The 11,433-nt window shown below is 66.4% G+C and carries 12 protein-coding genes; 4 read left to right on the top strand and 8 right to left on the bottom strand.

Annotated elements, in window-relative coordinates; all coding sequences use genetic code 11:
- Window positions 1-123 precede the first annotated feature (123 nt).
- Window positions 124-1,455, bottom strand: coding sequence for an AmpG family muropeptide MFS transporter (locus tag ACYVH8_RS13305; RefSeq protein WP_460489298.1), 1,332 nt, complete (start codon window positions 1,453-1,455; stop codon window positions 124-126).
- Window positions 1,456-1,493: 38 nt separating this feature from the next.
- On the opposite strand from ACYVH8_RS13305, the gene ACYVH8_RS13300 reads away from it, so the two are divergent.
- On the top strand, window positions 1,494-2,357 hold the full coding sequence (locus ACYVH8_RS13300; RefSeq protein ID WP_460489297.1) for a M48 family metallopeptidase: 864 nt from the start codon (window positions 1,494-1,496) through the stop codon (window positions 2,355-2,357).
- 18 nt (window positions 2,358-2,375) lie between these two features.
- Here the strand turns inward: ACYVH8_RS13300 and ACYVH8_RS13295 are convergent, their stop codons facing one another.
- From ACYVH8_RS13295 to ACYVH8_RS13285, 3 genes are all read right to left on the bottom strand, one after another.
- On the bottom strand, window positions 2,376-3,017 hold the full coding sequence (locus tag ACYVH8_RS13295) for a hypothetical protein (RefSeq protein WP_460489296.1): 642 nt from the start codon (window positions 3,015-3,017) through the stop codon (window positions 2,376-2,378).
- Between the two features lie 75 nt (window positions 3,018-3,092).
- Window positions 3,093-3,698 carry a hypothetical protein gene (locus ACYVH8_RS13290; protein ID WP_460489295.1) on the bottom strand — a complete coding sequence of 202 codons (606 nt, stop codon included), beginning with the start codon at window positions 3,696-3,698 and terminating at the stop codon, window positions 3,093-3,095.
- 125 nt (window positions 3,699-3,823) lie between these two features.
- Entirely contained in the window at window positions 3,824-4,462 is a 639-nt protein-coding gene (locus tag ACYVH8_RS13285; protein WP_460489294.1) for an MBL fold metallo-hydrolase, read from the bottom strand.
- A gap of 83 nt (window positions 4,463-4,545) precedes the next feature.
- On the opposite strand from ACYVH8_RS13285, the gene ACYVH8_RS13280 reads away from it, so the two are divergent.
- Window positions 4,546-5,880: a DUF3422 family protein gene (locus ACYVH8_RS13280; protein ID WP_460489293.1), complete on the top strand. Its 1,335-nt coding sequence runs from the start codon at window positions 4,546-4,548 to the stop codon at window positions 5,878-5,880.
- 9 nt (window positions 5,881-5,889) lie between these two features.
- Here ACYVH8_RS13280 and ACYVH8_RS13275 read toward each other — a convergent pair whose 3' ends face one another.
- Window positions 5,890-6,693 (bottom strand): exodeoxyribonuclease III, encoded by an 804-nt coding sequence (locus ACYVH8_RS13275; RefSeq protein WP_460489292.1) that lies wholly within the window; start codon window positions 6,691-6,693, stop codon window positions 5,890-5,892.
- Between ACYVH8_RS13275 and pyrE the strand changes: the two genes are divergently transcribed.
- Window positions 6,692-7,390, top strand: coding sequence for an orotate phosphoribosyltransferase (gene pyrE, locus ACYVH8_RS13270; protein WP_460489291.1), 699 nt, complete (start codon window positions 6,692-6,694; stop codon window positions 7,388-7,390). The genes ACYVH8_RS13275 and pyrE overlap by 2 nt on opposite strands.
- Complete coding sequence (locus ACYVH8_RS13265) at window positions 7,387-8,037, top strand: DUF4124 domain-containing protein (RefSeq protein ID WP_460489290.1); 651 nt, start codon at window positions 7,387-7,389, stop codon at window positions 8,035-8,037. Before pyrE ends, ACYVH8_RS13265 begins: the two co-directional genes overlap by 4 nt.
- 16 nt (window positions 8,038-8,053) lie before the next feature.
- Here the strand turns inward: ACYVH8_RS13265 and gatB are convergent, their stop codons facing one another.
- From gatB to gatC, 3 genes are read right to left on the bottom strand one after another with little or no spacing between them, the layout of a single operon-like run.
- Window positions 8,054-9,583 carry an Asp-tRNA(Asn)/Glu-tRNA(Gln) amidotransferase subunit GatB gene (gatB, locus tag ACYVH8_RS13260; protein WP_460489289.1) on the bottom strand — a complete coding sequence of 510 codons (1,530 nt, stop codon included), beginning with the start codon at window positions 9,581-9,583 and terminating at the stop codon, window positions 8,054-8,056.
- Window position 9,584: 1 nt separating this feature from the next.
- Window positions 9,585-11,096, bottom strand: coding sequence for an Asp-tRNA(Asn)/Glu-tRNA(Gln) amidotransferase subunit GatA (gene gatA, locus ACYVH8_RS13255; RefSeq protein ID WP_460489288.1), 1,512 nt, complete (start codon window positions 11,094-11,096; stop codon window positions 9,585-9,587).
- Window positions 11,096-11,401, bottom strand: a complete 306-nt coding sequence (gene gatC, locus ACYVH8_RS13250) for an Asp-tRNA(Asn)/Glu-tRNA(Gln) amidotransferase subunit GatC (RefSeq protein WP_460489287.1) — start codon at window positions 11,399-11,401, stop codon at window positions 11,096-11,098. The genes gatA and gatC overlap by 1 nt, the downstream gene beginning before the upstream one ends.
- Window positions 11,402-11,433: the final 32 nt, after the last annotated feature.

The following is an 11,433-nucleotide window of genomic DNA, read 5'->3' as shown; positions in this document are numbered from 1 at the left end:
TTTCCTGTTCATTCGTCAACACAATCGCCGGGGCAACTCGCAATTTTTGGCTCCAACGCAAACCGTAGTAGAGCATTGGAGGTTGGCCATCCATTTAAGTTCACTCAAGAATCAAACACTACACTAGCTGCCTTGACGACGTGTCGCCCGCGCCGCCAGCCCCACCAGCAAGAGCACCGGCAGGCCCAGCAAGGCGGTGGCGACGAAGAAATGGCCATAGCCGTAAGCATCCACATAGTGGCCCGAGAAGCCGGCGATGAACTTGGGGGCGAGCAGCATCATGGAGCTGAACAGCGCGTACTGCGTGGCCGAGTAGCTGATGTTGGTCAGGCTGGAGAGGTAGGCGATGAAGGCGGCCGAGGCGATGCCGCTGGAGAGGTTGTCGGCCGAGATCACAAAAACCAGCGCCGTGACATCGTGGCCCCGGGTCCCCAGCCAGGCGAACAGCAGGTTGCTGGCCGCGCTGAGCAGGGCGCCCAGCATGAGCACGCGCATCACACCCAGGCGCATGGCCAGCACGCCGCCCAGGAAGGCGCCCACCAGGGTCATGATCACGCCGTAGACCTTGGTCACGGCCGCCACCTCGTCCTTGGTGTAGCCCATGTCCACGTAAAAGGGGTTGGCCATGATGCCCATGACCACGTCGCTGATACGGTAGACCGCGATCAGGCCCAGGATCAGGGCGGCCTGCCACTGGTAGCGGCGCAGGAAATCGGCAAAGGGTTCGACCAGTGCACCCTGCAGCCATTCGCCCGGGCCGCGCGCAGGCGGCAGTTCGTGGCGCATCGGTTCGCGCGAGAACAGCACCGTCAGCACGCCGGGCAGCATGCTGGCGGCCATGACCAGGTAGGCGGTTTCCCAGGCGGTGTTCTGGTAGCCGGTCACGTTGACCTCGGCGCGCGCGGCCAGCCACAGTACGCCGGCGCCGGCCCAGATCATGGCCACGCGGTAGCCGGTCTGGTAGGCCGCCGCCAGCGCGGCCTGGCGCTCGGCCCCGGCCGATTCGATGCGGAAGGCGTCCAGCGCAATGTCCTGCGTGGCCGAGGCGAAAGCCACGGCCAGCGCGCACCAGACCACGGCTTGCAGGCCGTTTTGCGGATTGCTCAGGGCCATGCCCACCAGCCCGGCCATGATGGCCCCCTGCGAGAGCAGCAACCAGCTGCGCCGCAGGCCCAGCCAGCGGGTCAGGCCGGGCAGGGGCAGGCGGTCGACCAGCGGGGCCCAGGCCCACTTGAAGGCGTAGGCCAGGCCGACCCAGCTGAGTTCGCCGATGGTGCCGCGGTCCACGCCGGCCTCGCGCAGGCGAAAGCTCAGCGTGCCCAGCACCAGCAGCAGGGGCAGGCCGGCGGCAAAGCCCAGGGCCAGCATGCGCAGGGTGGCGGGTTCGAGGTAGACGCGCAGGGTGGCGCCCCAGCTGGGCTTGAGTTGGGCCGTTTCGGGCGCACTTGGTGTCATGCGGGAATAATAAGCGCTGCCCCCGGCTCACCCATCCCATGACCGAAACAAAACGACGATCTCTTGTGGCCTGGCTGGCCCTGCTGCTGACAGCCGCGTTGCTGGCGGCTTGCAACGAGCGTCCCGCGTCGCAGCGGGACGGCGTGGACGTGGGCAAGAACTCGGCTTTCACCAAGCTGGTGCCGGCCGAGCAAATCGAGAAAACGGCGGAACAGCAATACCTGCAGCTGCAGAAACAGGCCACCAGCAAACAGGCCCTGCTGCCCCGGGATCACCCGCAGGTCCAGCGCTTGCAGGGCATTGCCAGAAACATCATTCCGCACGCCCTGGCGTGGAATCCGCGTGCGCGGGACTGGAAATGGGCGGTCAGCCTGATCCGGTCGCCCCAGGTCAATGCCTTCTGCATGCCCGGCGGCAAGATCGCTTTCTACACCGGCATCCTCGACCAGTTGCAACTGACGGACGACGAGGTGGCCATGGTCATGGGCCATGAGATCGCGCACGCCTTGCGCGAGCATGCGCGCGAACGCATGGGCAAGGGCGCCGTGACCGAGGGCCTGGCGCGCGTGGGCGGCGCCGTGGTGGCCGCCTGGCTGGGCGTGGACCCACGCCTCACCGACGGCGCGGCGCGCGGCGGCGCCAGCCTGGCGAAACTCAGTTTCAGCCGCAGCGACGAGACGGAAGCGGACCTGGTGGGCATGGAATTGGCCGCGCGCGCGGGGTACGACCCCCGCGCCGGGGTGAGCCTGTGGCACAAGATGAGTGCGGCCAGCAAGGGCGCACCGCCGCAATGGCTGTCCACCCACCCTTCGGGCCAGGCCCGTATTGTCGAAATCGAGAAAAATCTGCCCAAGGTGCTGCCGCTGTATGAGCGGGCCCGTCGTGCAGGCGCGCGGCCATGAAAGCCGTCGAGGCTGGTTTCAGAAGCGATAGACCATGCCGACGGAAAAACTGGGCAGGTAAGCCAGGCCGCCGAGGGAGTCGTTCATCTTCTTTTTCTGTGCATCGACATCGGCCTGGGTGATGCCGTTGTAGCCGACCAGGTCGGTATCGATATCGGCCGTGAAAGAGCCGAGAGTGACGCCGACGTCGGCATAAAAGCCCAGGCCCTTGGTCGTGACATGGTGACCGTAGCCCAGGCCCAGATAGGCGGTGGTGCTCGGGTACTTCAGGTTCACGTTGAATTTCTTGCCCGTGGTGTCGGTCGTGACGCTGCCGATGGTGGTGTTGGGGCCGCCCACGCCATTCACGTTCAGCCTGGTGTCGTTGGCCGTGACGCCACCGACCAGGCGGAACCCGCCGCTGAAGGGAAACCAGTCGGCAAACAGACCGGCACGGCTGGACTTGAAGGTGGCGTCGTAGCGCACGCCGTTGTCGGTTCCGCTGGCACTGGCCGACAGACCGCCGGCGTATTCGCCGCGCAGGCCCCAACGGTTGCCTATGGGCTGAGCGTAACCCAGGGTATAGAGGCCGGGCAAGCCGAGGCCGCCATAAATGTCTTGCGCCTGAATATTGGCGCCAAAACCGGTCAAGAGAGCCAGGCTGAAAAGCTGTTTTTTCATAAGGAGAGGTCCCGAAGCTTGCGTACCGCGACAACGATTTTAAAACGGGTCGTGCCGTTTGAGGCGGCGGGTCGCTCAGTAACGGTAGATCAGGCCCAGCGACACGCTGGGCAGGTAACGAAAGCCCAGCCAGCCGTTGCTCTGCGTGCGCCACCCATCCATGTCCAGCGTGGCGTTGCTGCCCTGACCGCTGTCCGTCTCGCTGGGCAGGGCGCCCAATGAGACCCCCATGTCGGCGTAAAAGCCCAGGCCCTTGCCGGCCTGGCCCTGCTGGCCATAGCCCACCCCCACATAGGTGGAGGTGTTGGGGGATCGCGGACGCAGTTGGTAGGGGCTGCCGGCCGCAGTCGCCGTGTAGCCAAGCGGGTTGACCTGGGCGTTGCGTGTGTCGTTGAAGTTCAGGCCGCCGACCACACGAAAGCCGCTGCCGAAGGGGAACCAGTCGGCATAGAGGCTGGCGCGGTTGATGTCGGCCGGGAATCCGGCGTCCAGGCGGCTTTCAGGGCCCTTCCATTTCAGGCCGGGGCTGTAGTCACTGCGCAGGCCCCAGCTGCCGCCGACGGGCAGGCCGTGACCCAGGCTGTAGAGGCCCGGGTTGGCATAGGTGACTTGGGCCGGCGCCGGGCCGGCCGCTGCAGTAAAGAGGGCCAGCGCCAGCAGGCGGGCGCGCAGCGGATTCATGATGGTTGCTAAGTTTCAAACTGGATTTGATTATTGAGGAGATCGGCCTGGCGCGCCGTTTACTGAAGCGTGCGACAGGGTTTCTGTGCGCCCTGCCACATGAGAGGACGAGCGGTAGCGTGTGCTTACGTTCCGCCTACAAAAGGATTGGTCTGGCGCTCGCGGCCAAAGGTGCTTTCGGGGCCGTGGCCCGGGATGAAGACGGTATCGTTGCCCATGGGCCACAGTCGCTCCGTGATGCTGCGGATCAGGTCGGCGTGGTTGCCCTGGGGGAAATCGGTACGGCCGATGGAGCCGGCAAACAACACGTCGCCGACGAAAGCGCGCTGGGCTTCGGGAGAGTGGAAGACCACATGCCCGGGTGTGTGGCCCGGGCAATGGCGTACGCTGAGCGTGCTGTGGCCGATGCTCACGGTGTCGCCGTCCTTCAGCCAGCGGGTGGGCGTGAAGCGCTCCGACGGGGGGAAACGGAACATGCGGCTCTGCTCGGCCAGCTGGTCGATCCAGAACTGGTCGCCGGGATGGGGGCCGATGATGGGCAACTGGAGCAGGCGGGCGAGTTCGGCCGTGCCGCCGGCATGGTCGATGTGGGCATGGGTCAGCCAGATGGCCTTGAGCGTGAGGCCCAGGCGCACCACTTCGGCCGTGATGCGCGGCAGGTCACCGCCCGGGTCGATGACGGCGGCCTCCATAGTTGCGTCGCACCAGACGATGGAGCAATTCTGTTCAAAGGCGGTCACGGGAACGGTCTGGTACTTGAGCATGGCCAGGAAAAAAGGGGGTGAAAGAGACGTTGAAAGCCGCATTTTGCACGGCGACGTCACGTTATGCCGGCAAAATGCGACCCATGAATGCGAATGCCCCCGCCGAACCCCCCCGCCTGCTGCCAGCCGATGACGGCCAACGCGCCATGCTGCACAACGAGGTGCACGCCCGCCCTTCGGCGCGTATCCGCCTGCCGGCCCTGGTGATCTATGTGGCCGTGCTCAACGAGGGCATCAGCCGCGAGCAGGAGTGCGAGCACCTGCGCCGCCTGCCCGGCCAGCAGGACCTGATGCCGGAACGCCTGCAGGGCAACTTCCTGCGCCTGCGTTTCGAGGGTTACACCGTCAAGTGGGAGCGCCACACCGAGTTCACGCGTTACTCCATCGTGCAGCCGCTGCCCAAGCATGCGTGGCTGGACGCCAGCGACCCGGAGCTGCTGACCTCGCTGGTGGTGGCGCCCCAGTGGCTGCGCGAGATTCCGGGGCGCACCATCGCGGCCATCAAGCTGGCCATGGTGCATGGTGAGGTGTCGCCACCGGACAGCAGCCTGGTGCAGGCGCGTCGCTGGTTCGGTGACCACCCGGTGGTGGCTTCGGTCATGGGCAACAACGGCCATTCCCTGGCCGTGACCGATTTCCAGCTGCGCGACAGCGGCTTCGAACGCCTGCTGGTGATCGCGCCGCCCGGAACCTCGGAAACGCGGGCCGGCCGCGTTTCGCAGCGCCTGCTGGAACTCGAGACCTACCGCCTCATGGCCCTGCGCGGCCTGCCCGTGGCCAAGGGCCTGGGGCCCATGCTGACGCAAGCCGAGGGGCAGCTGGCCGGCATCACGGCGAGTCTGGAAAACAAGCAGGCCTCGGAGCAGGAGCTGCTGGACACCCTGATCGCGCTGGCCGCGCGCGTGGAACGCGCCACCGCCGAGCACGACTACCGTTTCTCGGCCACACGGGCTTATGACACCCTGGTGGGCCAGCGCCTGGCCGAGTTGCGTGAGCAGCCGGTGCCCGGCACCCAGACCCTGGGCGAGTTTCTGCAGCGCCGCCTTTCTCCGGCCATGGCCACGGTGGTGGCCACGTCGCAGCGCCTGATCTCCCTGTCCGAACGCGTCTCGCGCGCCAGCGCCCTGCTGCGCACGCGGGTGGACATTGCCACCGAGGCGCAGAACCAGCAGTTGCTGGAAAAGCTCACGCGCGGGCAGGAACTGCAGCTGCGCCTGCAGTCCACGGTGGAAGGCCTGTCCATCGCGGCCATTTCCTACTACGTGGTCAGTCTCCTGCTTTATGGGGCCAAGGCCGCCAAGGCTGCCGGCGCGCCGCTCAACCCCGAGATCGCCGTGGGGGCGCTGATCCCGCTGGTCTTGTGGGCGGTGTGGCGCACCACGCGCCGCATCCACGCCAGACTCAACGTCGACCACTGAAGCCCGGGCTCACAGCAGGGCTTCGTAGCCGATGGTCAGCGGCGCGTGGTCGCTGAACTTCTCGCCCTTGTAGATGGATTCGCTGCGCGCCCGCTCGGCCAAGGCCGGCGTGGCCAGCTGGTAGTCGATGCGCCAGCCCACGTTCTTGGCGTAGGCCTGGCCGCGGTTGCTCCACCAGGTGTAAGCCGCGTCGGTGGTCTCGGGCTGCAGGCGGCGGTAGACGTCGACCAGGCCGCCTTCGTCCAGCAGCCTGGTCATCCAGGCGCGCTCCTCGGGCAGGAAACCCGAATTCTTGAGATTGCCCTTCCAGTTCTTGAGGTCCATTTCCTTGTGCGCGATGTTGACGTCGCCGGTGAGGATGAACTCGCGTTGTTTCCTGAGCTTTTGCAGGTGCGGGTAGATCTGGTCCAGGAAGCGGAACTTGGCCTCCTGCCGCTCTTCGCCCGAGGAACCGCTGGGGAAGTAGCAGCTGATCAGCGACAGCTTGCGTTGCGGGGTGTCGAAGCGCAGTTCCACATAACGGCCTTCGGCGTCGAATTCGGGTGAACCGTAGCCGATGCGCACATCGCTCGGTTCGTGCCGGGTGTAGAGCCCCACGCCCGAGTAGCCCTTTTTCTCGGCGTAGTGGAAGTAGCCGCGCAGGCCGGCGAGTTCCTCGAAGCGCCCGGCCACGTCGTTCGCCTGGGCCTTGACCTCCTGCACCCCCATACAATCCGGACGAGTCTGGTCCAGCCAGGCCTCCAGCCCCTTGCTGGTGGCCGAGCGTATGCCGTTGAGGTTGAGGCTGACGAGTTTGAACAAGGAATTTCCCATGGCGGACGGTGTGGTGAGCGGGCAGGACAGCCTGGCCCAGGATTTCGTGGCTTTTGCGGTCGAATGCGGCGTGCTGCGTTTCGGCGAATTCAAGACCAAGGCCGGCCGACTCTCCCCCTATTTTTTCAATGCGGGCCTGTTCGACGACGGCGCCAAGCTGGGCCGGCTGGCCGAATTCTATGCGCGCCGCCTGATCGCCTCCGGCATCGCGTTCGACATGATCTTCGGCCCGGCCTACAAGGGCATCCCCCTGGGCGCGGCCCTGGCCGTGGAGCTGGCGCGGCACGGGGGCAACGTGCCTTTTGCCTACAACCGCAAGGAAACCAAGGACCACGGCGAAGGCGGCGCCCTGGTCGGCGCACCGCTCAAGGGCCGGGTTCTCGTCGTCGACGACGTCATGTCCGCCGGCACCGCCGCGCGCGAGTCCATCGCCCTGATCGAGGCCGCGGGCGCCACGCCCCATGGGGTGGTGATCGCCCTGGACCGGCAGGAAATGGCCACCGAAAACGGGCAGGACGTGCCCTACAGTGCCGTGCAATACGTACGAAATCGCTTGGGATTGCAGGTGGCCGCCATTGCGAAGCTGGCCGATTTGTTGCAGTATCTGGAGCACAACAGCAAAGATGGCCTGGCCGCCGACCACGCGCGCGTGCTGGCTTATCGACAACGCTACGGCGTCCAGGATGGATCAACATGAAGCGATGGGCAGGGATGGTGGCGGTGGGCATGCTGCTCGCGGGCGGCGCGCTGCAGGCGTACGCGCAGGCCAGCGTCGAAGGCGGCATTTACAGTTGCGTCGATGCCAAGGGGCGCAAGCTCACGTCCGACCGCCCCATCAGTGAATGCGCCGACCGCGAGCAAAGGCTGCTCAACCCCAGTGGCACGGTGCGCGCCATCATTCCCCCCACCCTGACCGGGCCCGAGCGCGCCGCGCTGGAGGCCAGAAAACGCCGTGAAGCCGAGGAGCAGGCGCGCCAGGCCGAGGAAAAACGGCGCGAGCGCGCCCTGCTGGTGCGTTATCCCAGCCGTTCCGTGCATGACAAGGAGCGCTCCGAAGCCCTGACCCAGATCAGCGTGGTGCGCCAGGCCGCCACGAACCGCGTCCGGGAACTGCAACGCCAGCGCAAGGAGCTGGACACCGAGCTGGAGTTCTACGCCAAGGACCCGAGCAAGGTGCCGCCTTCGCTGCAGCGCCTGGTCGACGAGAACGAAAAGAGCACCGCCGTGCAGGAGCGCTTCATCGCCGACCAGGAGGCCGAGATGGCCCGCCTGAACGCCCGTTTCGACGAAGAGCTCGGCCGCCTGCAGCCGCTCTGGACACAGGCCGGCGCCTCGCCCAACTGAGGGCCGGACCGGCCGCTCAGGCCAGCTTGCTGCGCAACAGATCGTTGACCTGCTGCGGATTGGCCTTGCCCTTGCTGGCTTTCATGACCTGGCCCACCAGCGCGTTGAAGGCCTTGTCCTTGCCGGCCTTGAACTGCGCGACGTTGTCAGCGTTGGCCGCGATCACCTCGTCGATGATTTTCTCCAGCGCGCCGGAGTCGTTCATCTGTCTCAGGCCCTTGGTCTCGATGAGGGCGTCCACTTTGTCGGTGAGGCTAATCGCCTCAGTGATTGAGACGTTGATGACACGGCCGCCACTCGCGCTCCACTCAACACTTGCCCACATCTCTTCGAACAGTTGTCGTGCAGCATTGTTGGAAATCGTGCCGTCTGCAATGCGAGAAATCAACGCGGCGAGTTCCAAGGGATGGACCTTGACTCGCTCGAAAGTGCCTTCTTCGGAGTTCAGGCGCCGCGACACCTCGCCCATGATCCAGTTGCTGGCCAGTTTGGGCTGTTTGCAGGCCTGGGCCGTCGCCTCGAAATAGGCCGCCATGGCCTTGCTCTGCGTGAGCGTGGTGGCGTCGTACTCGGGCAGGCCGTAGTCGGTCACGAAACGCGCGGCCATGGCGCGCGGCAGTTCGGGCAGTTCACTGCGTACGCGTTCGATCCATTCCGATTCGATCACCAGTGGCGGCAGGTCCGGGTCGGGGAAGTAGCGGTAGTCGGCCGCGTCCTCCTTGGTCCGCATGGCGCGGGTCTCACCCGTGTCGGGGTCGAAGAGCACGGTGGCCTGCTGGATGGCGTGGCCGTCCTCGATCTGCTCGATCTGCCAGCGCACCTCGTAGTCGATGGCCTGCTGCATGAACTTGAAGCTGTTCAGGTTCTTGATCTCGCGGCGTGTGCCCAGGGTCTGGTCGGGCTTGCGCACCGAGACGTTGGCGTCGCAGCGGAAGCTGCCTTCCTGCATATTGCCGTCGCAGATGCCGATCCAGGTGACGATCTTGTGCAGCTCCCTGGCGTAGGCCACGGCCTCTTCGCTGGAGCGCATGTCGGGCTCGGTCACGATCTCCAGCAGCGGGGTGCCCGCGCGGTTCAGGTCGATGCCTGATTGGCCGATGAAGTCCTCGTGCAGCGACTTGCCCGCGTCTTCTTCCAGGTGGGCGCGCACCAGGCGCACGGTCTTCTTCTCTTGAGCCAGTCCTGAGCCTGTCGAAGGGCCGAGGTAAAAGCTGATTTCGCCACCCTGCACCACCGGGATCTCGAACTGGCTGATCTGGTAGCCCTTGGGCAGGTCGGGGTAGAAATAGTTCTTGCGCGCAAAGATGCTGCGCGGCGCGATGTGGGAGCCGATGGCCAGACCGAACTCGATGGCGCGTTCGACCGCGCCGCGGTTCATGACCGGCAGGGTGCCCGGCAGGGCCAGGTCCACGGCGCAGGCCTGGGTGTTGGGTTCGGCGCCGAAGGCGACCGAAGCGCGGCTGAAGATCTTGCTCTGGGTGGAGAGCTGGGCATGCGTCTCGAAGCCGATCACGACTTCGTAGCCCTGGACGAGTTTGCTGGTCATCTCAAAAGCCCTCCGGGGTGCGGAGGTGGAAGTCGGTGGCCTGCTGGTAGCGATGTGCCACGTTGAGCAGTTTCGCCTCCTGCAGGACGTTGCCGATCAGCTGCAGGCCCACGGGCATGTTGTTCGCGCCGAAGCCCACGGGCAGGCTCATGCCCGGCAGGCCGGCCAGCGAGGCGGGCAGGGTGTAGATGTCGGCCAGGTAGGCGGCGACCGGGTCGTCGGTCTTGTCGCCCAGGGCCCAGGCCACGGTGGGCGCCACCGGGCCGGCGATCACGTCGCACTGCTTGAACGCCCGCTGGAAATCGTCGGCGATCAGGCGGCGTATCTTCTGCGCCTGCAGGTAGTAGGCGTCGTAATAACCGTGGCTCAGCACATAGGTGCCCACCATGATGCGGCGCTTGACCTCGTCGCCGAAACCTTCGGCGCGGGTCTTCTTGTACATCTCGAGCAGGTCGGCGTAGTCCTTCGCCCGGTGGCCGAACTTCACGCCGTCGAAGCGCGAGAGGTTGGAGCTGGCCTCGGCCGGGGCGATGATGTAGTAGACCGGGATCGCGAGCTCGGTGCGTGGCAGCGAGATCTCGACGAGTTTCGCTCCGAGCTTCTCGTATTCCTTGAGTGCCGCGTCAAGGGCCGCACGCACGTCGGCGGCCAGGCCGGGGCCGAAAAACTCCTTGGGGAGGCCGATGCGCAGGCCGTCGAGCTTGTCGTTCAGGCCGCGGCTGTAGTCCTCAGCGGGCACGTCCAGCGAGGTCGAGTCGCGGTCCGGGTCCGGGCCGCAGAGGGCCGAGAGCAGCAGGGCGCAGTCGGAGGCAGAGCGGGCCATGGGGCCGGCCTGGTCCAGGCTGGAGGCGTAGGCAATCATGCCGTAGCGGCTCGCGCGGCCGTAGGTGGGCTTGATGCCCGTGATGCCGCAGAAAGAGGCGGGCTGGCGGATCGAACCGCCGGTGTCGGTGCCGGTGGCTGCGGGCGCCAGGCGTGCGGCCACGGCGGCGGCGCTGCCACCCGAGGAGCCGCCGGACGTGCGGCTCTTGTCCCAGGGGTTGCGCACCGGGGTCGGCGCGTTGTGGCCCACGGCCGGAACCGCCACGCTTTCGTTGGCCGAGCCCATGGCGAACTCGTCGCAGCTGAGCTTGCCCAGGGTCACCATGCCGGCACCGCCCGGCTGGCCGGGCGCTCCATTGCCCAGCCGCGCCACCACGGTGGCGTCGAAGGGCGAGCGGTAGCCGGCCAGGATCTTCGAGCCGGCGGTGGAGGGGAAATCCCGGGTGACGAAGATGTCCTTGTGCGCGATGGGCACGCCGGCCAGGGGGCCGGGCGTGCCGGCGGCCAGGGCCGCGTCAGCCGTGCGGGCCTGGGCCAGGGTGGTCTCTTCGTTCACGGCCAGGAAAGCCGAAAGGTCCTGGTGGCTCGACATGCGGGCCAGGAAATGCCGGGCCGTCTCGACGGCGGAGACCTTCCTCTCGCGCAGCTGGCGCGCGAGCTCGGTGAGGGAGAGCTGGTGCAGTTCGGACATCACTCGATCACCTTGGGGACCAGGAACAGGCCGCGCTCGACGGCCGGGGCGCTTTGCTGGTTGGCTTCCCGCTGGTTGGGCTCGCTGGCCGTGTCCTGGCGCAGGCGCAGGGCGGCCGCGCCGGTGACCGCAGCCATGGTGGGGTGGGCCAGGGGCTCGATGCCCGTGGTGTCGACGGCGCGCATCTGCTCGACGATGTCGAAGAAGCCGTTGATGCGCAGGCGCATGCGTTCGCTTTCGGCCGGGTGGAGCTCGAGGCGGGCCAGATTGGCGATGCGCGAGATGTCTGCAGGGGTCAGGGACATGGCAGGCAGGTTGAAACCGGGTGTAAGCCCGG

Source organism: Curvibacter fontanus, from assembly GCF_054780335.1.
This window is presented reverse-complemented; position numbering and strand designations above follow the sequence as displayed.